This window comes from Rhodococcus jostii NBRC 16295, assembly GCF_001894825.1.
Taxonomy (GTDB): Bacteria; Actinomycetota; Actinomycetes; order Mycobacteriales; family Mycobacteriaceae; genus Rhodococcus_F; species Rhodococcus_F jostii.
In genome coordinates this window covers 1-20,638 of record NZ_BCWY01000125.1, presented here as the reverse complement: position 1 = coordinate 20,638, position 20,638 = coordinate 1, and the positions used below count along the sequence as shown (strand labels likewise).

Genomic DNA, 20,638 nt, shown 5'->3' with positions numbered 1-20,638 from the left:
GATCACCGCACGGTTATGAGGCCCGCAGATCACGTCTCTCCATGACTACGGACGCGGACGACACAATCAACGTGAAAGATCGCGGCACCCATGGAAGCGGTGCAGTAGCTGGGGCCGTCGACAGGAGTGTGCAATGACCAAACCCGAGGATGCCCGAGTCGTCCACAATGCCGATCGGTATCGATTCGAACTCTGGTTTCGAGGAGAGCTGGTCGGCATTCTGGGGTACTTCGATCTGCGACACCTCACTGAATCGCTCAGGATCCAAGGCGATATCGGGCCCAAGTCCGAGGACGTCGTAATGTCCTTCTTACACACAATAATCGTGGAAGAGTTCGAAAACCGCACATCTGCAGCCCTATTCGTGCGACAGGCGCTGGACCTCGCCCGCGACTACCGATGGAAGGTACGACCGGTCTGCACGCATGTTCGGAGGTTCCTTGACGATCGCCCGGACTACCGCGATCTCATTGTTCGCTTGGACGCGTAGGCGTGCGCGTCAGACACCGCAGACAACGCCCCCGCGCAGAGCACAGCTCAGCACGGGGGCGTTCTCTATTGCTCAAGAAGCCACGGAGCGCGACCCCGGGAACCACTGTTTCGGAGTTGGTCAGCGCTTGCGGAGGAATTCGCCAATCACCAAGTCGACGTTGTGCATTCGTTGATATCCATGGCCATTCAACTGCTCTACCACGCGGGAAGTGCCGTTCGCGTGCTCGGCTGCAATCACACAAACGGCTCCGAGCTCATTGTCGCCCCCATATCACCAACCTTGAACAGGTTGCAGGGCAACGGGTTGCAGTTCCATCCTGGTGGTCAGTCAACAGGACTCGGTGGCGTGGTTGCCAACGGACGGCCGAGGCGGCCGCTCTGGGCCGTCGAGGAATATTCTCAGACGGTTACGGAGTTACACTAGCGTGTTTAAAGTATTTGAGAATGAGCCTCGGCAGATGGGGGCCTTAGATCGTGCGTTGGCCTCGCTGGACTGGCCCGTTCAGGCTGCACAGCGTGAGTTACTGGCGCCGGGTGAACGAGTCGCGCGGGTACATGACTCTGCCGGGTTCTCCTACATTTCTGCAGGAACTGCAGCACTCCAAGTAGGCCAAGAACGAACTGAGCTTTCCACCGGTGACCTACTCATTTACCCCCGGGCACACCGAGCTGAGATCCGCGCTAGGAGCGAGTCCAACGTTATCAACGCATGGTTTCTGCCGTCCGGCGGCTCAGCTCAGACTCTCGGCACCTTCCCCAACACTCTGTTGGTGAGGGAGTTCTCTGTGCGTGAACCGAATATGGCGATACTCATTGAGGGTATGCTCAGCGGACAAGCCAACGCTTCCGATTTCAGTCGTGCAGGTGATGCGGTGGTGTGCAGCCTCATTTCCACCACCATCGTCTCGGCCGCAATCCGGCTTTGGGCCGAGCTCGGCTGCGCTCCCGAGCGGTGGCTGCACCAGGTGTCGGACCCATTCATTGCTCGCGCACTCGATGCGATCCATGAGAGTCCCGGGGATGCCTGGACCGTGCGAAACCTGGCGCAGGTGGCAACCATGTCTCGATCAGCCTTCGCGGAGCGCTTCACCACTCTGGTAGGTCAAACTCCGGCGTCATATTTGACCGAAGTTCGGATGGAGACCAGCAAAACGCTTTTGATCCGTGACGGGCTGAGCATCGCAGAAACCGCCCACCGCCTCGGGTACGAATCTGAGGCCGGTTTCAGGCGCGCCTTTCGACGGCACACCGGGTCCGCGCCAGCTATCTGGCGCGGACAACAACGGTCCCTCTTACTTTCTGCCGTATAGGTCCGGTTGTGCCTTCGAGCTTCCTGCTGTTGTCGTCCTGGCCATTCGGAATAGGGTTCCACCAACGAGAGCAGCAATTGCGGCGGCAATCAATGTCATCTGGACTCCGGCGTTATCGGCAACCACGCCACCGAGTCCAGCTCCAAGAGTGATCGCAATCTGGAATCCGGTCACGATCAGCCCACCCACGGATTCCATGCGATCCTGAGCGAGCCGCCCGATCCAGGTACTGACCACCAGCAACCAAGCCCCAAATCCAATACCCCATGCTGTCGCACCTACTCCCACTGCCCAGAAATGTCCAGGGAAGAGCGCGACTGTAGCGATGCCAAAGCCGATGAGTGCAGGCACAACCAAACGCATCAGGTTCAGGCGCTTATCCACGAGCAACCCGACGACGACGTTTCCGGCAAGGCCTCCAATACCAAACGCCGCCAACAACCCAGCGATTCCGCCCGCACCGATGCCGGGCACTTGCTCGAATGCCAAGCGAATATACGTGAACGCGGCAAAGTGGCCAAGGACTGTGAGCACATGCCCTATCAGACCCAACGACAAGCCGGGCACTTTGAGGGTGTCCGCCAACTCACGGAATCCCGTGGTGGCGGCAGGATCGATTGCAGGCAAAACGGCCCGCAACGAGACAGCGACCAGCACCGACACTGCGGCCACACCGACGAAAACCACGCGCCAATCAAACACGGAGCCGAGGTAGACCCCCAGGGGCACTCCGCCCACCGTGGCCACGGTAGTGCCACCGTTCACAAGCATAAGGCCACGGCCCAGGCGTTCCGGTGCCACCAGCTGCGAAACGATCGCCAGCGACATTGCCCAGAATCCGCTAATTGCGGCCCCGAGGATCAACCGGGCGACGAGTAACAGCACGAGATTGGGTGCGATGGCTACCAGAATGTTGGACACCGCAGCGGTCAGTGCAACCCCAGTCAGAAGCGTTCGCCGGTCCAGCCGAGGAAACATCATGCCAACAACGGGGGCCACCAGAAACCCCATGAACGCAGTCGCGGTGACCGTCTGTCCCGCCTGACCCTCAGTGATGTCAAGTGAGGCTGCCATCTGAGTCAGCAGACTGGGCGGAAGAAATTCAGCGAGCACCAGCGTAAAACTGGTAGCCATGAGGATAAGCACCCCCGCCCACCCAGTGCGCTCAGAGCGGCGTGGGGAGAGGATTTCAGGCGCGGTGTTTGTTGTCATCCTTTGATTGTTCCGAGAATGCGCTACCCAATACGGAACCAATCGTCCACACAACAGAGCCAAACGTCCACGCATTTTTCGTACGGTTCACTGCAAGTATGAGTCGAAAAATTAGTGCTACCTACCAGACTCGGCCCGTCACCCGGACCGACCGCGGTTTGGCACGGCATTCATTGTGACGTCAGTGGCCCCGGTGTGACTGACGCGCGGGGCATCGTCGACTCGAGCGATAGTCACAGCGGTGCAGTCGGTTTGGGTCAGTTTCGGCACGGAAATTGTTGGCTGCGTAAGTTGTTCAGGCAGCGGTGGCGGGCGCGGTGATCTCGTCCCACACCGCGAAGCGGGCGTCATTCGCGACGCCAGTCGGATGCCGACAACATGTGCCGCCGCAGCTGGAAGTGCCCCGTGATGCCGGAGAACGCGGTCAGAAACTGTTGCGCCTGCCCGGGTGAGGCGAACCGCTTCACCCGGCGCTCCCGTTGCCGAGTCCGCTGATGCGAGTTCTCGGCCCGATTGTTCAGACACTTCGAACGTATTGGCGCCATAGAATTTCGCCGCGACTGGACGAGAATGTCGCGCATCACGCCGTCCTGGTCGACCGCGCGCCACAAGTACATCCGCTCGCCGTGATCGGGGCGACACCTCATCGAGGTGCCACATGTCGCCAGGACGCGGCCTGCGGCGGCGCAGCTGGTCGGCATAGGACTGGCAGAACTGCGCGCACCATTGCCGGATCGTCTCGTGGGAGACCACGACGTCGGGTCCGAACATCAGTTCCTGCACGTCACGCAGGCTCGACGCGAAGCGCGTAATACAGCCACACACTGTTGCTGATGATCTCCTTCGGGTCGCGGAAGCCCTTGTACGACGACCAGCAGTCACCCGCACAGCCAAGTTGACGATGCCCTTTTTTCATGTGGATCCAGCTTTGACAGAAAACGGTGTGACCAACCACGTCGCCGAGCTTCAGCGATCAGCACCAGATCGACACCGGTGAGTCTCGCTGGACCGCAAACCCATCCTGGTGCGCCGCAGATCCGCCCGGGCATCTGGGACCGACACCAACACGCGTCGGCGGCAGCACCCGGCGATCCCGTTGCGGGCTTCGCCGGCGGTGTTTCAGCGCACAGGTGGAGTGCCCGGTCGGCGGTCGTCGGCGTACATGGCTTCGATCCTCTTCTTGATCTCGGCGGTGCTCATCACGCTGGGCCGCGGGGGTGTCCGGGGTGTGGACACGGAGATCGTCGGAATCGGGGATGTCGCCATGAGAATTCTGCTTTCATCGTATTTGAGTGTGCGCCGCTTCGGGCGGCCACGTGGGTGTTCCGGCAACCACGCACATATGTGATCTGATTCACATGCAGTTTCGTTACGTCCCATTCACCCACGTCGACCGGCTGCCACTCTCTACCCATCCTCGCAGCACGAGTCGGCGGAAAAATTCGTACCACGACGGGTGAGAAGTCGACCGGAACGGCTTGCCCTCGCTGCCGCACACACACGGCATGGGCGGATTGACCGTGGCCGACGTCTCGACCCGCGCCGGAGTCCGAAACCTCGATCTACCGCCGCTGGGGCACCCGCGAAAACCTGATGATCGACGTCCGGCCCGAGGAAGCCGAAGAACTACTCCCTGTCCCCGACACAGGTTCACTGCGCTACGACCTGATCACCTACATCACCTCGCTGGCTGCATACCTGAACACGCCCAGGGCAACGACTTCGATCGAGCGCTCGCCGCCGACGGCGACGACCCGGCAGCCAGCCGCGCCCGCAAACAGTACTGGGACAGCCACTACTCGCGCTCCGGCGAAATCATCACACGCGCCATCGACCACGGCAAACTACCCGACACCACCGACCCCGTCACATCGTCGAAATGCTCGTCGCACCGTTACATTTCACAATCGTGGTCACCCGCGAACTGCTCGACACCGACCTACCCACGCGACTCGCCGACCCACTCCTCCAGGGACTCATCACACCCCCACCCGGCACCCACCACGAACAGGCGCCCTAACCTCCGAAACCACACACCGCTACACGCCGCGGCGGCGGGCGCGAGCGCCCTCGCCCACGAACTGCTCGAGCATGGATACCGCTCAACCACCGAGCAGTATGGCGATCTTGTTGACGTCCGGGTGCAGGCGATCCAGCGGCGCCACTCGTCCCGGGAAGTATTCGAACATGCCCTTTCGCCCGGTATTGCGCACGCCACCGGACCGGTTCGGTATCCGTCTGATCCGACACTGAAAACGCTGCCCCGGATCTGCGTGCCCCTACGTGCCCGCGGGGAACTGCACGGCTATCTCTGGCTGATCGATAGTCCGCCGCTGACCGAGTCCGAGATCGCGGACATTGCAGAGCTGCTCCATCAGCACGCTCAGTCGAGGACCACGGGGCTCGAGCAGGAAGCGCAGTCCGTCGGTGCGGTTCCAGCCCCACATCGGGCCGAGCCGCCGATCGAGCTCGTCCGCCCGTTGGCGTAGGCCCGCCCGAATTTGGCGCACCACCCGCGGATCGTCTCGTAGCTGACCGTGACACCGGGTTCGAGCGTGACTTCCTCGACCTCCCGGAAGCTGAGAGGGAATCGAAAGTACCACCACACTCAGTGGTTGATGATCTCGGCCGGGTAGCCAATGGCCAGCATCGGTCCGTTGCGCCGGCCACCGTCGACCGGGCACCACCGACCATTCGTTGGACTGCCCGACGCCTGAATCCGGGCTAGCCCGATTCGGTGGATCGGGGCTCGATCACCAGTGCAATTGTCGCAGCTACGACGCTGCCGCTGAGGACTCCGGCAAGCGCGGTCGCCCACCGCTGTCCAACCGAAGCATCGATGGAGGTCAGTGCGCTTACCAGCATTGCTGCGGACCCAGCCAAGGCCAGGGTGACGGTCGAGCGCAGAAACTGGCTGGCGCCGTTGTGGAATCGCAGAAGCGTCGGGGGGATCAGTACGTTTGAAACAATGAGCAGTGCAATGCCGACGTAGAGCAAAGCATTCATTGGTTTCCTCTCACAGGGCGGTGGACGGTGAGGGGCGAGCTCCTAGCTTGCCGAAGACCAGTGCCGGCCACCGACGCGGCGGGTAGTCACGGCGTCGTGATCGCTCAGGCGCACGTGTCCTGTCCTCCTTCCAGGAGTGTCGATGTGCAAACATGCGGATATCGAGATTCCGGCAAGGGCACCGGGAGACAAGAAGTGGCGCGGGCCGCCACGTCATACATCCGCGGGACTGCGTACGGGGTTACTCCCTCCAACTTCACCCACTCTCCCATTGATGCCCGGGCGCAACGCCGGTACTCCCCTACCAAAATCTGCCAACTAATTGAGCAAACATCGCCGATGCCCTCATGTACGGGCAGGATGTTTTCGCGGTATGCGGGCGTCGATTGCCCCAGCTCGTGCATGTCCCCCAACTGAATCGGGTAGGTGCCGCAGCCGGGTGCGGCCGGCTGACAGCTTGACGCCGGCACGGTGGTGAGGGTGAGATTGCCGTAAGGGATGGCCGGCCCACGCCACTGCTTTAGTCGTTCCCGAAGGGCCGTTCAACGATATTGCGGCCCTTTTCATTTCCCCTGTTCTAGGCAAAAACGCCGACCATCACCGCCGCCCTTGCGGGCGCGTTTGCGCTTCCGGTCGTCCGGTTCGGCGATGACCGCCTCGATCCCCGCGGGCGCAGGTGGGTGCGGATCGCTTTCGGCGAAGACGCCTCGTTGCCCAGCACCGCGTGGGACAAGTCCGCTGCGCGCGAGGTCGTCCAGATCGCCCGGCGTTTCGGCACCCGGACAGGGGTGATCCCTCGCGGGACCTCGGGGTCCAACGGTCGCTCGCCGCCGACGTGGTACCGGTCGCGCTCACCGCGTTCATCGCCGAGCGGCTTGGATCCGTGATCGATTAGGCTACAACGGATTTTGCAGCTCTCGTGCGGACTCATGATGTGTACCTCGCGAACCCGGAGCAGCAAGGCCATACGGCCCACCGCTGATCGGCTACAAACCCTCCATCTCCACGACCCGCAATGCAAGCGCTACATCCAAGCGGAGAATCGGATCCGTCGTGAAAGGGCCGACGATGCTCTCCAACTTACCGATCCGGTATCGCAACGTGTTGTAGTGGAAATGCAGGACGCGTGCAGTCTCGGCGACGTTGCAGTTGGTGTCCAGGAGTGCCTGCAGTGTCTGGCGGAGATCGATCGCCTCGTCGGCGTCGCCGGCCAGCGAACCGAGTACCTCACTGGCGAAGGCTTGGAGTTCAGCGCTGTCGTCGACCAGGGAGAGCAGTCTGTGGACGCCCAGGCCGTCGAAGTGGGCGACAGCACCGTTCCCGTGAATGCGCCGCCCCACCGTCACCGCCTTCCGCGCCTGGTCGTACGCCTGCGGGATGCCGGCCACCGAGTCGATGACGCGACTGATTCCGGTGCAGAACGAATGTCGGCCGCCTCCACGGTCCCCGGTAACGGCCGCGATCAGTTCCTCGATCACAGTTTTGGTATCACTGCCGCCCACTGGAATCAACGCCACCACTTCATGGCTGAAGCCAACTACCGGTGCGAACCGATCCCTGCGACGGACCACCTGCTGCCAGGCAGCGGTGAGCCGCTGCTGCGGCATTCGCCCGGCAACCGGCGGGTGTGTCGTCTGGCCGGCCGTCGCCGGATCGGCGTCCGGGTCGAGCTCTGCGACGACGACCACCATGCTGCGGTTCACGTCCCATTCGAGCTGCGCGCAATGTTCCGTGATCTGGGCGGTCGTCCCTGCGGTGCCGTTGAGAACATCGCGCAGGAAGTCGCCGCGGAACTTGGATTCGACGGCCGACACCGCGAGCTGCTTGGTGACCGCCAACGCGACAACGGTTGCGGCGCGCTCGAGCGCTTGCACGGTGACCGGGCCCAGTCCGCCCTCTGCCATGAAGGCGACGATGAGGCCGTGGTCGGTGCCGCCGGCGGCAACCGGCGCGACGGCGATCTGACCTGCCTCGGTGGCCGGTGCCGGCTGCAGGCCGTGGTGTAGGCGCTCGGTACGAAGCCGGCCGGACTGGTCGAACAGCGGCAACCGGTGCAGTGTCTGCAGGTTGGGGGTCGCACCAGCTGACGCCTGCACTCGCCCGTCGGGCGTGCAGATGAGGACCGCGGCGTCGAACAGCGCCGCTACCTCGTCCGCTATCTGCGGCAGATCGCCGCCCTCGAGGACGATCTTGGTCAGGGCACGGTGCATGCGGTCCGCAACGTCCAGTGCCCACGCCTGACGATCAACGAGGTGGGTGAACACCTCGGACATCACCTCGTCGAATCCAATCTCCCGCGGGATGAGGAACAGCGGAAACCCGAGACGGTCCGACGCCTCGAGCATCGCGGCGGGAAGCTCGGCGATGTACCGGCCCTCCTTCACACCGAGTGCAGCCGCGCCGCGCTGGGCGAGACCTTCGATGAGCTCGACCAGCGCGGGGGGGTCGAACGGCTGGCCCGAGTCGGCATGCCGCAGCGGGAACCCGGTGGTGATCAACAGTTCGTTCGGTTTGACCCACGGCAGTATGTCCGGCACCTCGATGACGTTGACCCGAAGGACGATCTGCTCCAGGCCGCCAGCCCCCGCGATCAGCTTCGAGCCGGTCAGGCTGGGCAGGGTCAGCAGCTCCCGAACCGTCAACTCGTAGCCGACGGGCGTTGGCAAATCATGTGCCTGTGGTCGCTGTTCGTTGGCAACATCTTCCATATTCCAACCGTACGCCGGCGGCGATGCAGCGCCGCGTCACGGCTCAGCCCGGGAGTAGCGCGGGCGGAAGCACACGCTCCACCCACTTCGTTGCCTGCTCGTACGCGTAGGCGAGTTGGAGAACGGCCCGGTCTGCGCCGTGGCGTCCGATGATCTGGATTCCCATGGGAAGCCCGCGGTCATCGAATCCGACCGGCATCGCAGCAACCGGAAGACTCGTCATCGTCCACGGTGCGACGGTCTCCATCCACCGGTGATAGGTATCCATCGGCCGGCCCGCGATCGTCGTGGGCCAGTGTGTGGCCTTGTCGAACGGAAACATCTGGGCACTGGGCGCGAGGATGTAGTCATAGGTTTCGAACATCTTCGTGACGGCCGCCTGCCAGTCGTTGCGTGCCGCCGCAGCCCTGGTGACGTCGAGCGCGGAGAGAGCGAGTCCGTGCTCCATTTCCCACACGAACTCAGGCTTCATCTGCGCGCGTGTCTGCGGGTCTTTGTAGAGGTCGACCAAGCCGAGTTGCGCCCACCAGCGCCACCTCAGAAACAGCTGCCAGATGTCCTCGGGCTTGTAGTCGGGCAGCGCCGCCTCGACACGGCAACCGATGTTCGCGAACGCGCCGAATGCGGACTCGCACAACTCGAGGACTCCGGGTTCCGTCGCCAGGTACCCACCCCAGTCCCCCACCCATGCGATCCGAGTCCCGCTGAAGTCACGGTCAAGGCTCCGGGTGAATACCTCGGGGTCCTCGTCGATGCCCAGCGGGGCGTTGGCGTCGGGACCCGCCATGGTGGACAGCAGGTGCGTCACATCAGCCACCGACCGTCCCATCGGACCGACCACCGCGCCCTGCGCGACGAAGCCGGCCTCTGGGATGCGGCCCCACGACGGGCGAAAGCCCACAACATTATTGAAGGCCGGCGGATTGCGCAGTGAGCCCATGTAGTCGCTGCCGTCGGCGACCGGGACCATCCGCAACGCCAGGGCCGCAGCAGCGCCGCCGCTGCTTCCACCGGCGGTGCGGGAGGTGTCGTACGGTGTCGCCGTCGTGCCCCAGACTGGGTTGTACGTTTGGGATCCGAGTCCGAACTCGGGGGTGTTGGTCTTGCCGATGATGATGGCACCGGCTGACTTGATCCGCGTGACGAACAGCTCGTCGGTGTCGGCGATCCGGTCGGCAAAGATGGGTGATCCGGAGGTGAACGGTAGTCCCTTGACCGCGGAGAGGTCCTTGACGGCGTGCGGGAACCCGTGCATCCAGCCCAGGTAGTGCCCGTCGGCCAGTTGGCGGTCCCGCTCGCGCGCCTCGGTCAGCAACTCGTCCCGGTCACGCAGGGCGACGATGGCGTTGACACTGGGATTGTGCAATTCGATGTGGTCGAGATAGGCGGTCATGACGTCGACGCACGACACCTGGCGGCTCTTGATCACATTACTGAGCGTCAGCGCGTCACACATGACGAGCTCTCCGTAGTCGCGCGGCGACCACGAGGGTCCCGGGCGAGTCCGGCCGGAATCGCCTGCGGTGACGGGGTCGATGACGTGTGACATGGGTGAACCTCTCCACGTTTCAAAAACGAGTACCGGCGAACTGCCGACGTGTATGAACTCCGACCGCAGCATCGTTCACAATCGGCGGCTGGTGTGGTCGAGGTCCTGTCGCGGCCCGGCAGCCGGGCCGCGACACGACCTCATTCACGGTGTGAGCACGAACTATTGGCCGAGGTCGACGATGGCGGCAACGGGGCCGCCGCCCTCCGGACCCTGGTGTGCTGCCGACACAGACACGAACACCGCCGGATCACCCGTCACCGACGACGCGACACCGCCCACGCAGGACTTGATCTGGCGGTGCCAGTGCACGTCCGAGTCGTCGAGCATCGCGTTGCGGCGGCCACGTACCGTCCCGTCCTGGCTCGCTTCACACTTGAGGAAGACGTTGACGAGCTGGCCGTCCAGGTCGCTCGTGTGCGGCCGCTCGGGCAGCTCGAGTCCGGCGTCCCGGATCGCCGCCCAGATGCCGTCCTGATCGAGCGGGTCCTTCATCACGCTGTGGCCGATCCGGTAGCGACCGCCGACGCCACGCGCATTGCCGACGACGACCACCTGGGCCCTGTCCAACTCGACACCCGACGAACAGGATGCCACCGACGAAAAAAGGTCCCGGCGGTGCATGACATCGGCGTCGCTGGGCATGTCGATCTCGCCGAGCGCGACGGCAATCCCCAGTGCCGTAACACCGTTGGACAGGTCCATCGACTCGTGGGTGTGCTCGGTCCACACCGACTCGCCGCGGCTCTTGGCGTCTCGGATGGTGTGGATCGTCAGCAACGGCGTCTTCGTCTGCACGTAGTGCACGTCGGCCGGATCGCTGATGCCGGCATTGGCCATCGCCATCTTCACCGCCGCGGCCACCTTCGTGATCATCGCCGTGCGACCGATGTCCTCGGGCAGCAGCTGCTCACTCATCGCGACACCGACGGTCAGTCGTGGCTCGTCGGTCGTCGCCGCCTTCCCTGCCGGCACAGTTGCGAAGATCGTTGCGTGCGGGCTGATCACACCGTCGGTGCCGCCGGACCAGACAATCGGCACCTGAGCCACCTCGTCGGCGCTGCGGCTGCCCTTCGCCGAGAGGACCTCACGAAAGGCCCGGTCCGCGATGATGCGTGTGTAGTCGTTGACACCGCCGTTGCCCTCGGTCTTGCCGATGACAGCGACGACGCGGTCCGCTTCGAACACGCCGACGTCGATGAGCTTGGCCAGCTCGCTGGCGTCGGAAACGCTGTGCAGCGGAACCTTGCGGACCTCGATTGCTTCGGGCATTGACATCTCCTCTTGGTGGGGCGTGCGGGGTAGGAAATCAGGCGGTGACGATCGTTCCGCTGGTATCGGCGCGTCCACGGTGAACACGGCGCGGGATGTGGCGACCACCCCGCCCGATCTCAACGAATCGGCATGCAGGTCTTCGACCTCGGCTGGGGCGAGCACCGCCTCGCCGCCACCAGAAGTCACCACCTACCGGGCGGATCACGGGGACCCGATCAGAACTCTCACACCGCCCACGCTATGAGGGCGACCACCTTCGGGCACTGGCAACATTTGCCCAAACCAGAGCTGCTATTGGGCATATTTGACTCGCCGCGCAGGCTTCGCGCATGGTGAGGTCACGCTCGAGGTCTGCTCTGGTTCGGTCGCTCACAGTCCGATCCTGCCCACAACGGTGATCGGGAACTCTGCGCCAGCTTTACGCCCTGGGAAGCCCAGAAACACGGCTCGCTACGCGTTCGAGCAACTCGGCCAACTCGGCAATGGTGATCTCGACGTGCCGACCCGATTCATGGTCGCCGCCAGTCAGTCGACCGGGCTCCCGCTGCTCCGGCGCGATGCTCCGGGGAGCCCGCCCTCGCCGATCGGCGCGGACTTCGAGGCGCCGCCGATGTCAGCCGCCGCACCTGAGGTGTTGAGACGGTTGTCGGACCGACTCGCGAGGAACTCGGTTGCCAGCAGCGCGGCACTGTGAGGGTCGACGAGCCAGGGCCCGTGTCCCGCGAGCACTTCATGAATCGTCGCGCCCGGAATCTTCTGGATCGACAGCCGCGCACGGTCGACGGACAGGTACGGGTCGTCGGATCCCAGGACGAAGATCGTCGGTATCCGGATCGCGGCGAGCTCTGTGCCTGTCAGTACGCTCTCGGCCCGTGGCTGCCGGAACCGGTCGATCGCGTGCATCAGTGACGCAACGGTCCGCGCGTTTGCTCGGCGGCGTGCGGACAGGCGCAGTGCCTCGATCAGCGCGTCGGGTGCGGCCGCTACCTCCGCGGGGCCGAGGCCTCGAGCGAGCAGGCGTCGATATACCGGACGCGGAGTGGGTGATCGAAGGAACGCCGGCCCCAGCCCCGGGACGGTCATCAGCGAGAGCGGCATGCGTACCCGCACGCCCGCGAGCGCGACCGCGGGCATTCCGATCGCGACCAGCGCAGAGATTCGCCGGGAGCCGCCTGCCACGTACCACAGGGCGAACATGCCGCCCAGCGAGTGGCCGATCACCGGGACCTCGTCGAGCCCGAGCGCGTCCAGGATGTCGTCGATCAACCGGCTGGCGTGCTCGCGGACCTGCCCACGTCCGAAAGAAATCGGATCCGACAAGCCGTGCCCCGGAAGGTCGACGGCAAGGAGCCGGAACTGAGGAAACTCGGTGAACAGCGGCGCCCACACGGCGGCACTGAGCGACACGCCGTGCAGCAGCACCACTGTGGGGCCACGCCCGTGTGAGAGCACTCGCACGCGTCGCCCTGTCTGCCCGAGCTCGATGAAGAACTCGTCGACGTCGGTGCCGAGGCCGGCGAACAGCTCGCGCTCGGCATCGACCATGCGCTGCTCGACGCTCTGAGATCCGGATGGCTGTCGCTTCATGGCGCGTCCTGTCGTCGACGTGTTGCGTCGTCACGGCTTGGAGCGATTGCAGCCACATTGGCCAGCCACGCACGCACTGTCTGCTCGTCCTCGTGGCTGAGACCAACGAGCGCGGCACGCTCCGCCGTCCGCACGCGGCTGGTTGCCAATTCCAGGCATCTGCGACCACGCTCGGTCGGGCGCACAAGCACGACCCTCGGGTTCCTCGCTCGGCGCTCGAGCAACCCGGCGGCCTCGAGACCGAGGATCGATGTGTGCATCGTTTGCCGCGTGACCTGCGAGATGCGCGCGAGCTCGGAGGTGGACAGCTCCGGACGGGTCTCGAAAACGCTGAGTATCCCGTACTCCTGCGCCGACATTTCGAGGTCCTCCAGCGCCTCGTCCAGCAGCGCGCGGAAGCGCTGGTTCGCGAGCCGGAACAGGTAGCCGAGATTCGCATCCGGTTGTGGCAGCTCCGCCGAGACGGTTGTCAGTTTCTCTGACATCATGTTGCCACTGTATCACGCATGTCCGTCGAACTGACACCATCGGGATTTCGCGGACGTTCCCCTCCAAACCCTCGCGCCTGTCGGGCGCCGCACGCCCGAATCGACGCTCACGAACACGGGCGCTAGCCGCGGACGGAGTGCTGGTGATGGTCGTCGAGTGGGCGTGGGAGCGCATCGAAGAGGTCACGACGCGCTGGCTCCTCGCCCGAATTCGCACGGAATGCCGACGATGTCGGCGTCGCTGTCCTCGTGCTCAACGCTTCCCCACTACGGCGGCGAACCTCGTGGGCGCGGTCCGGTGTTCCATTCTGGCCCAGGCCGCGTCAGCGGTGAACGGTCCGAATGTGCAACATGACCCGTCGTGGCGGTCCACTTCGACCACCCAGTACTCGGTCACTTGGAGAGCTGCTGCGGCGTCGACGGCGGTGTCAGTCATCGGTGCTCCTTGGGAAGAGTGAAGCCTCGCGATTGTGTCAAGATCCAGTGTCCGCCGACGCGAGCGTGCAGCGCGAGGGACGGGTACCGACACTGCCCACCCAGGGCGACGGAATGCACATCCCCGGTACAGGTCGACCGCGATCCTCGCCTGAGCCGCCGGACAGAGTTGCCTTGCCTATGCCCCCAGCATCGGGCTCAAAATAACGACCTCTCGTACGACACCGGGCACGGCCATGCCGGCTCGACCATGGGCTGCCGCGCCGCCCGCATCCTCACCAACCTCATCGACGAACAGCGACCCGGCATCTACTCCACCCCCACTCTCCCGTCACCCACACGCGTCGCTGATCCAGCCAAGCCCGGCGTCACCGCACCGGGGCGGCTGCTTTCCGCTGCGCAGGGCGCATCGCCGTTAATATCGAGAGCTTGGCGGCTAGTCAGACCAGACTGGGGAGGACAACAGGGTGGTCCGTGATCAACTACGCATCGGTGTGCCGAGGAAGGTTGCCGAGGGCCTCTACGAGCTTGGATTCGATCAGCCTGTCGAGACCTCACGTGACACGCAGCAAACCCTGGAGACGATTCGTGTCTATATGGAGGTCTCCGGTGCCGCGATCTCGTCGCTGGACAGCTTTTCCACGGTACTGGTCAGCCTCGGCGAATTACCCGATCTGTGTAGCGCGATCACGGGCTGGGTCAAGCGAGGAGGTGGGAACGCACACGGCGGCTCGGGATCTGCAGAACCTAGTCAGGAAGGACTCCACTTCAGTGTGACGCTGTCGAAGCCCTCTACGGCGAGCGAGTCGGGTCGGGTGAAATTTGACGATGTCACGTCAACTACCGAGCACGAGTTCGTCACTCATATGCTTCAGGCGCTCCGCAAGCACCTAGCCCAGGCCGGCTAACGGGACGCGCGTCGCCGCGCGAACCCTTTCCGCGCATGGCGATACGCACCCCGTCACACAGCGAAACGCCACAACCGGAACATGCTGCATCCCAGCCGGATCTGTGAGCGCGCACCGGTTCGGTTCTTCTAAAGTCTGTCTGCCAACCTTCGGGCGGCGAGCTGAACGGCTTCCCACACGGTTGCGAATGGGGGCGCGTACGACAGATCCATGGCTGCGAGGTCGTCGACAGTCATCTGCCCCCATAGCGCTGCGGCCGCGGTATCAATGCGTTTGGCAGAATTCCGGCCTCCGACGATCTGAACACCAAGGAGTCGTCGGCTCCTCCGGTCTGCGATGATCTTGGTCGCGATTGGTGACCGCTCCGGCATGTATCCGCTGGCGGTTCCCCCCACTGTGACAAGCGATTCTGGGCTGAATCCGGCATCAACTGCAGCGTCGGTAGAGAGCCCGGCCCGTCCCACTTCCACGTGCACATGTGGATTGGTGAATCTGGTGATGGCTGTCGATAACACACCAGCAAACTGTTGTTTGCCGCCGACGACGTTGTATCCGCAAATCCTGCCTTGTTTGTTCGCGTGCGTGCCAAGGGGAGCGAACGTACGGGTGCCCGTGATCCTGTCGATGACCTCGCAGCAATCGCCTGCGGCCCAGACATTTTCAGCCACTGCTTGATTCTCATCGGGGAGGTAACCGCCAAAGTCTCCGACTGGGAGGCCGGCGGCGACGCCAAGCTCAGTGGCGGGCCTGACACCGAGTCCGAGTACCACGACATCTGCAAGGTATGTTTCACCGTTACTCGCCGTCAGTGAGTGAACTCTTCCGTCAGCGATGTCGATGTTCTCGACTGTGCACTGCGGGACGACGCGAACGCCACCTTCGGCGATGGCGGTGTGGACGCGTGCGCTCATGTCCTCGTCGAGGTTACTCATCACCGAACTGCGGGTGATCAGCGTAGTCTCGAACCCCCGATCGAGCATAGCTTCCGCCATCTCGACGCCGATGTAGCCGGCACCAACGACTACCGCATGTCGCGTGGTCGTGATGGAGTCGGAATCCGACGAATCCTCTGGCAGTACAAGAGTGAGCCACTGACGTGCATCCTCGAGGTTCTTCACGGGGAGGATGCCCGGTGTCAGATCACCTTTCTCGTCAACCGCCCATGGTGGAATAACGGGGTGCGCTCCAGTTGCGAGCACCAGTTTGTCGAACTCCACTGTTTCGGATACGCCGACGCTATTTTCATATGTGGCGGTACGAGTTTCGATGTTGATGTCGGACACTAACGCATCGAGGCGAAGATCTATGCCCATTTCTCGGTGGCGTTCGGGCGTGCGTGCGGTCAGTTCGTCTTCGTGGCCTACCGTCCCCGAGATCAGATAGGGCATTCCGCATGCCGAGTAGGAGGTGTCGCGGGTCCTTTCCAACACGACTACCTCGATCGTGCGACCGTCGGCGCGTGCCGAACGTAGAGCTTGGTGCGCGGCGCTCATGCCAGCAGCGTCAGCACCGACGACGACGACACGTTCGGCGAGTTCTGTGATTGTCATCAACGGACCTCTGCGTTCGCACACTGGGCTGATACCCACGCGACGGTGCGGGTTGCGAGATGTGTCCCGCTGAGTGCGTCTATCTCGCGAATTCCCGTGGGGCTGGTTACGTTCACTTCGGTGAGCCTACTTCCGATGATGTCGATTCCGACGAAATGGAGCCCGCGTCTGACGAGCTCGGGACCGAGGGTTTTGCAGATCCTGCGATCGTTCTCTGTGACTGTGTCGATTTCCACGCTGGCGCCCGCTGCCATGTTGCAGCGGAATTCGTCGCCCTCTGCGATCCGCCGGACAGCACCGACGGGAGCCCCACCGAGAACGATGACGCGTCGATCCCCTGCCGAGACCGCGGGGATAAATTGCTGAACAACGACATGCTTGGTTCCACGCTCGGTCGCGGTATCGAGGATCGAGTGCAGATTGGGGTCGCCAGGACTGAGCAACATGATCCCGCGTCCGGCCATACCGTCCGTTGGTTTGAGAACGGCCCGACCCCAGGACTGGACCGATTCGATGATCTCGGTGTGATCCGCTGAGATGAGCGTCGGCGGGCCGAGCTCGGGAAAGCGAAGAGCGAATAGCTTTTCGTTGGCGTCGCGCAGACCGCTGGGTGAGTTCAGGATGAGCGTACACGCGGGATCGACCAAGTCGAGGATATATGTCGCCCGCAGGTAGTCGGCATCAACGGGAGGGTCAGTTCTCATGAATACGGCTGCTGCAGTGTCGAGAAAGATCTGTTCGGATTCGCCAGCGGCGAACCATTTCTTCCCGATCACCCACTTGCCGTCGATCAGCACTGCAGGCTGCAGCCTGACGTCGCGGGTCTGCGCCGTTGCCCGCCCGGCAGTCACGCCCAACTCGGCGATGGTAGTCACCAGGACGCGATGTCCCAGTGCCTGAGCCGCTTCCATCAGTGCCACTGTGGTGTCGTGGGCGGGTGCCAGCTCATCGAGCGGATCGGTGATGAACACGAAATTCAACCGTGAACCTACCGTATCGGTATTCGCACCTGAAGGGATGACTTGTTGCCTCATGGTCCGTCCTGTTTCTGGGCGTGCCTGCGTCCGTGCTTACGATCGGCCGATCCACGGGTGTTAGAGCTGTCGGCAACTGCGCTACGTGAGACGCGCTGGTTTGTCGGTGTTGCGACGAGCCGACAGCTCCATTCGTGCATGTCAGCGCTTGACCCGGAGCACCCTGAAGTTGGTGTATTCGAGGATTCCGTGGATGGACTGTTCGACACCCAATCCGGACTGCTTGATCCCGCCGAACGGGACATCCGACGTCAGTACTGGATGCTGATTGACCCATGCAGTTCCGGCTTCCAGGCGATTCGCCACTTCCACTGCGCGTTGTTCGTCCGTGGACCACACCGAGGCACCGAGACCGAGATCTGAGTCGTTGGCACGACCGACAGCGTCGTCGATGTCGGTGTAGGTCAGGATCGGCAGAACAGGTCCGAACTGCTCTTCCCTGACCAGCGGAATCGTGTCGTCGACACCGCGGACAAGGGTGACGGGGTGGAAGTAGCCGGGGCCCTCGGGTACTTCGCCACGGAAGTAGACGTCGGCGCCGCGGTGCACCGCGTCATCAACATAGCCACGCACCTTGGCGAACTGGGCCGCGTTCTGGATCGGGCCCATGTCCACGCCCTCATCCAGTCCGTTTCCGACGACGATCGTCTTGGCCACTTCGGCGAGTGCCTCCTCGATCGCGGACGCGAGGTGGGCTGGGACGTAGAGGCGTTTGAGGCCGGCGCAGACGGCACCGCAGTTGGACAGCGCCGCCGAATAAAGGTCGTCGGCCATGGCTGCGACGTCCACATCGTCGAGGACGATACCCGCGTCGTTGCCACCGAGCTCGAGGGTCAGCCTCTTCAATGTCGGGCCCGAGCCCGACATGATCGACTTTCCTGCCCGCTCGGAGCCCGTGAAGGTGATCTTGTTGATCCCTTGATGGGCTGTCATTGCGCGACCCAGGTCGTCTCCGCCACTCAGAATTTGGAGAACGCCGGCGGGGAGCGCCTGTTGGAGGAGTTCACCTAGCCGGAGAGTCGCAACTGGGGTGAGTGGCGAAGGTTTGAGGATGATGGTGTTGCCGGTGACAAGCGCCGGGCCTATCTTCCACAACGCGAGTAGCAGGGGGTAGTTCCAGGCGGTGATCGCACCGACGACGCCGACCGGCTCCCGATGAATCTCGATATACTCGGAGTCGTTGTCTCGATAGATCTCGATCGGGATGTCGGTACTCGCGTACCGAGTGAGGCCTCGAAGACCGGAATCAATCTCGCCGACAGCCTTAGCTAAAGGCTTGCCCTGCTCCAGCGTCACCAGCATGGCAAGTTCGTCGATATTCGTGCGAACTAACTCGACGACGTTCCGAACGATCTCCTGTCGCGCGGCGATGCCCAGGCCACGCCAACTGGGGGCTGCCCTTCGGGCGGCAACAACAGCAGCTTCAAGATGCTCGACGCCGGCGTCGGGGACCTCGGCGAAAACCTCACCGGTCGCGGGGTTGATCACCCTGTTGACCGTCGAGGTTGTCACGATCTGTCCATCGATGGTGAGACCGGGTGCCTTGTCGGCCACCAGGACTGGGGTGTTGCTCATGCCGGGGATCCTTCCGGTCGGAACAGACGTTGGAACTGCTCTGCGTTGTAGACGTTCTTTCGCGCCGCCTCTTCGCGTGGATCGGAGAACTTGACCTTCGCAGCAGGACGCGCCGCGATTCGGTCCGACCACGACTTCAGATTCGGATAGTCCGAGACCGCAATTCCGTGCCCACCGGCGACTCTGGTCCAGGTGTAGGTTGAAATGTCGGCGATCGAGTACTCACCCGCAAGATAGTCCCGATCGCAGAGCCGGTCGTCGAGAACTTTGTACAGGCGGGTGACCTCACCGACGTATCGACTGCGCGCGTATGGATTGTCGATGCCCTGCTTGGGTGCGTGAGAGACGAAGTGGGCGGCCTGTCCTGCCATCGGACCGTGGTTCGCCACCTGCCAGAACAGCCAGCAGAGCGCCTCCTGGCGGCCGCGGGGATCTGTGGGCAGCAATCGTCCGGTCTTCTCGGCAAGATAGTGCAGAATTGCCCCGGTCTCGAAGATCGCGATTGGTTCGCCACCGGGACCGTCATGATCCACGATAGCCGGGACCTTGCCGTTCGGGTTGATCTCCAGGTACTCGGGTGCGAACTGGTCCCCTTCCTTGATGTCGGTCCAGATGATCCGGTATTCGAGCGAAAGTTCTTCGAGCGCGATGAGCGCTTTTCGCACGTTGGGGCTTGTGTAGTAGTAGAGATCAATCATCGAACGATTCTCCAACAGAGTTGATTATGGACGGTCAGATGTCGTACTGCTTGTGGATACGGTCCAAGTACGACATCAGGTTCGGTTTGGTCTGCACGTACCCGGCGCCCAGCCAGTCCTGTGGTTGGTCGGCGATGTGCCGGATGATCGCGTACACGGTTGCGTCGATGGAATGCAACGTGTTTCCAAGAAAGTACTCGCTGTCTCCGAGGAAATCCGAGAGCGCATCGACATCTGCATGGAAGAAGTCGACGACGACGTCAGCACTCCGTCGTCCCATACCCTGGCCATTGAAGCCCTTGACGACGCGGGCACGGAATGCGTCCAGGAATGCCCGCAGCTCTGGGGTCACCTCGGCGCCGCCGACGATGCACGGGATGTATGTCTCCCACCCCGAATCTTCACGGTACCGCGGCTGGATGATTCCGCTCCAGTAGAGGTGCTCTTCGACCAATCGGCTGAACGACAAGGACAACGCCCGGTCCTTGGCAGACAGGTCCCCGTCGAGCTTGTCGCCGAACTTGTCCTCGAGATACGCCAGGATCGTATTCGAGTCTCCGACTTTCGTCCCGTCCTCATCGACGATGTACGGCAGCTTGCCGTGGGGCGAGTCCTGGTCCAGCGTCGCCAGGTCCTGCGTCTTGTGCTCGAACTCGATCCCCGTGAAGGTCATGTAGTTGACGATCTTGGTCACGAATGGACTGATGTCCGGAACTCCGAAGGCCGGCGTGTATCCGTAAATGGTGATCATTGTGTCTCGGCATTTCTATATTCTGCGAAATTACTTGCAGTGCAGTCCGGAAGGGCGCTT

General features: G+C 63.0%; 19 protein-coding genes and 3 pseudogenes. 5 read left to right on the top strand and 17 right to left on the bottom strand.

The genetic code is table 11. From position 1 onward, the window contains the following. Positions 1-133: 133 nt before the first annotated feature. The 3 genes and pseudogenes from RJ1_RS40835 (at position 134) to RJ1_RS48440 (ending at position 1,802) form a co-directional block, all read left to right on the top strand. A complete protein-coding gene (locus RJ1_RS40835; protein ID WP_073369562.1) occupies positions 134-490 on the top strand; it encodes a GNAT family N-acetyltransferase in 357 nt (118 codons plus the stop codon). 105 nt (positions 491-595) lie between these two features. Beyond that, positions 596-825: pseudogene (locus RJ1_RS48450) on the top strand (type 2 periplasmic-binding domain-containing protein); the annotation flags it as partial. 452 nt (positions 826-1,277) lie between these two features. Continuing rightward, positions 1,278-1,802, top strand: coding sequence for a helix-turn-helix transcriptional regulator (locus RJ1_RS48440; RefSeq protein WP_240320148.1), 525 nt, complete (start codon positions 1,278-1,280; stop codon positions 1,800-1,802). Here RJ1_RS48440 and RJ1_RS40825 read toward each other — a convergent pair. From RJ1_RS40825 to RJ1_RS47080, 3 genes and pseudogenes are all read right to left on the bottom strand, one after another. Continuing rightward, the gene (locus RJ1_RS40825) at positions 1,785-3,014 is read right to left on the bottom strand and encodes an MFS transporter (RefSeq protein WP_073369558.1); all 1,230 of its coding nucleotides are present in this window, start codon (positions 3,012-3,014) and stop codon (positions 1,785-1,787) included. The genes RJ1_RS48440 and RJ1_RS40825 overlap by 18 nt on opposite strands. Positions 3,015-3,309: 295 nt before the next feature. Next, positions 3,310-3,930: pseudogene (locus RJ1_RS40820) on the bottom strand (IS6 family transposase). A gap of 203 nt (positions 3,931-4,133) precedes the next feature. Next, the gene (locus RJ1_RS47080; RefSeq protein WP_162850412.1) at positions 4,134-4,280 is read right to left on the bottom strand and encodes a hypothetical protein; all 147 of its coding nucleotides are present in this window, start codon (positions 4,278-4,280) and stop codon (positions 4,134-4,136) included. Positions 4,281-4,893: 613 nt separating this feature from the next. Here RJ1_RS47080 and RJ1_RS48435 point away from each other — a divergent pair. Next, positions 4,894-5,034, top strand: coding sequence for a hypothetical protein (locus RJ1_RS48435; protein WP_240320072.1), 141 nt, complete (start codon positions 4,894-4,896; stop codon positions 5,032-5,034). A 259-nt stretch (positions 5,035-5,293) separates the two neighbouring features. On the opposite strand, the gene RJ1_RS47075 is transcribed toward RJ1_RS48435, so the two are convergent. The 9 genes and pseudogenes from RJ1_RS47075 to RJ1_RS40765 all read right to left on the bottom strand — a co-directional run bounded on the left by RJ1_RS47075 (position 5,294) and on the right by RJ1_RS40765 (position 14,063). Next, positions 5,294-5,527, bottom strand: coding sequence for a hypothetical protein (locus RJ1_RS47075; protein ID WP_162850411.1), 234 nt, complete (start codon positions 5,525-5,527; stop codon positions 5,294-5,296). After that, a pseudogene (locus RJ1_RS48430) lies at positions 5,494-5,622 on the bottom strand (IS6 family transposase); the annotation flags it as partial. The pseudogene RJ1_RS48430 and the gene RJ1_RS47075, both read right to left, overlap by 34 nt. Before the next feature lie 116 nt (positions 5,623-5,738). Beyond that, positions 5,739-6,020 carry a hypothetical protein gene (locus tag RJ1_RS40805; RefSeq protein ID WP_073369556.1) on the bottom strand — a complete coding sequence of 94 codons (282 nt, stop codon included), beginning with the start codon at positions 6,018-6,020 and terminating at the stop codon, positions 5,739-5,741. A 986-nt stretch (positions 6,021-7,006) separates the two neighbouring features. After that, entirely contained in the window at positions 7,007-8,686 is a 1,680-nt protein-coding gene (locus RJ1_RS40790; protein ID WP_240320071.1) for a PucR family transcriptional regulator, read from the bottom strand. 85 nt (positions 8,687-8,771) lie between these two features. Beyond that, positions 8,772-10,277 (bottom strand): amidase, encoded by a 1,506-nt coding sequence (locus tag RJ1_RS40785; protein WP_174695085.1) that lies wholly within the window; start codon positions 10,275-10,277, stop codon positions 8,772-8,774. A 162-nt stretch (positions 10,278-10,439) separates the two neighbouring features. Further along, entirely contained in the window at positions 10,440-11,549 is a 1,110-nt protein-coding gene (bar, locus tag RJ1_RS40780) for a barbiturase (RefSeq protein WP_073369550.1), read from the bottom strand. Positions 11,550-12,077: 528 nt separating this feature from the next. Further along, on the bottom strand, positions 12,078-13,139 hold the full coding sequence (locus tag RJ1_RS40775; RefSeq protein WP_083400804.1) for an alpha/beta fold hydrolase: 1,062 nt from the start codon (positions 13,137-13,139) through the stop codon (positions 12,078-12,080). Continuing rightward, entirely contained in the window at positions 13,136-13,627 is a 492-nt protein-coding gene (locus RJ1_RS40770) for a MarR family winged helix-turn-helix transcriptional regulator (protein WP_073369546.1), read from the bottom strand. Before RJ1_RS40770 ends, RJ1_RS40775 begins: the two co-directional genes overlap by 4 nt. Positions 13,628-13,880: 253 nt before the next feature. Continuing rightward, complete coding sequence (locus RJ1_RS40765) at positions 13,881-14,063, bottom strand: hypothetical protein (RefSeq protein ID WP_073369544.1); 183 nt, start codon at positions 14,061-14,063, stop codon at positions 13,881-13,883. A 466-nt stretch (positions 14,064-14,529) separates the two neighbouring features. On the opposite strand from RJ1_RS40765, the gene RJ1_RS40760 reads away from it, so the two are divergent. Further along, positions 14,530-14,970: a hypothetical protein gene (locus tag RJ1_RS40760; RefSeq protein WP_073369542.1), complete on the top strand. Its 441-nt coding sequence runs from the start codon at positions 14,530-14,532 to the stop codon at positions 14,968-14,970. A gap of 128 nt (positions 14,971-15,098) precedes the next feature. Here the strand turns inward: RJ1_RS40760 and RJ1_RS40755 are convergent, their stop codons facing one another. The 5 genes from RJ1_RS40755 to isoI form a co-directional block, all read right to left on the bottom strand. Beyond that, complete coding sequence (locus tag RJ1_RS40755; protein ID WP_073369540.1) at positions 15,099-16,520, bottom strand: FAD-dependent oxidoreductase; 1,422 nt, start codon at positions 16,518-16,520, stop codon at positions 15,099-15,101. Continuing rightward, the gene (gene gshB / locus RJ1_RS40750; RefSeq protein ID WP_240320070.1) at positions 16,520-17,554 is read right to left on the bottom strand and encodes a glutathione synthase; all 1,035 of its coding nucleotides are present in this window, start codon (positions 17,552-17,554) and stop codon (positions 16,520-16,522) included. The genes RJ1_RS40755 and gshB overlap by 1 nt, the downstream gene beginning before the upstream one ends. 141 nt (positions 17,555-17,695) lie before the next feature. Further along, the gene (tadD, locus tag RJ1_RS40745; protein WP_073369536.1) at positions 17,696-19,129 is read right to left on the bottom strand and encodes a non-phosphorylative glyceraldehyde 3-phosphate dehydrogenase TadD; all 1,434 of its coding nucleotides are present in this window, start codon (positions 19,127-19,129) and stop codon (positions 17,696-17,698) included. Next, a complete protein-coding gene (locus RJ1_RS40740) occupies positions 19,126-19,827 on the bottom strand; it encodes a glutathione S-transferase family protein (RefSeq protein WP_073369535.1) in 702 nt (233 codons plus the stop codon). The genes tadD and RJ1_RS40740 overlap by 4 nt, the downstream gene beginning before the upstream one ends. 34 nt (positions 19,828-19,861) lie before the next feature. Continuing rightward, the gene (gene isoI, locus RJ1_RS40735; protein WP_073369533.1) at positions 19,862-20,578 is read right to left on the bottom strand and encodes an iIsoprene-epoxide--glutathione S-transferase; all 717 of its coding nucleotides are present in this window, start codon (positions 20,576-20,578) and stop codon (positions 19,862-19,864) included. Positions 20,579-20,638: the final 60 nt, after the last annotated feature.

Coding starts and splice junctions, on each gene's coding strand:
- RJ1_RS40770 (WP_073369546.1), bottom strand. CDS start 13,627: ATGATGTCAGAGAAACTGACAACCGTCTCGGCGGAGCTGCCACAACCG.
- tadD (WP_073369536.1), bottom strand. CDS start 19,129: ATGAGCAACACCCCAGTCCTGGTGGCCGACAAGGCACCCGGTCTCACC.
- RJ1_RS40740 (WP_073369535.1), bottom strand. CDS start 19,827: ATGATTGATCTCTACTACTACACAAGCCCCAACGTGCGAAAAGCGCTC.
- bar (WP_073369550.1), bottom strand. CDS start 11,549: ATGCCCGAAGCAATCGAGGTCCGCAAGGTTCCGCTGCACAGCGTTTCC.
- isoI (WP_073369533.1), bottom strand. CDS start 20,578: ATGATCACCATTTACGGATACACGCCGGCCTTCGGAGTTCCGGACATC.
- RJ1_RS40775 (WP_083400804.1), bottom strand. CDS start 13,139: ATGAAGCGACAGCCATCCGGATCTCAGAGCGTCGAGCAGCGCATGGTC.
- RJ1_RS40805 (WP_073369556.1), bottom strand. CDS start 6,020: ATGAATGCTTTGCTCTACGTCGGCATTGCACTGCTCATTGTTTCAAAC.
- RJ1_RS40765 (WP_073369544.1), bottom strand. CDS start 14,063: ATGACTGACACCGCCGTCGACGCCGCAGCAGCTCTCCAAGTGACCGAG.
- RJ1_RS48435 (WP_240320072.1), top strand. CDS start 4,894: ATGCTCGTCGCACCGTTACATTTCACAATCGTGGTCACCCGCGAACTG.
- RJ1_RS40835 (WP_073369562.1), top strand. CDS start 134: ATGACCAAACCCGAGGATGCCCGAGTCGTCCACAATGCCGATCGGTAT.
- RJ1_RS47080 (WP_162850412.1), bottom strand. CDS start 4,280: ATGGCGACATCCCCGATTCCGACGATCTCCGTGTCCACACCCCGGACA.
- RJ1_RS40825 (WP_073369558.1), bottom strand. CDS start 3,014: ATGACAACAAACACCGCGCCTGAAATCCTCTCCCCACGCCGCTCTGAG.
- gshB (WP_240320070.1), bottom strand. CDS start 17,554: ATGAGGCAACAAGTCATCCCTTCAGGTGCGAATACCGATACGGTAGGT.
- RJ1_RS40785 (WP_174695085.1), bottom strand. CDS start 10,277: ATGTCACACGTCATCGACCCCGTCACCGCAGGCGATTCCGGCCGGACT.
- RJ1_RS40755 (WP_073369540.1), bottom strand. CDS start 16,520: ATGACAATCACAGAACTCGCCGAACGTGTCGTCGTCGTCGGTGCTGAC.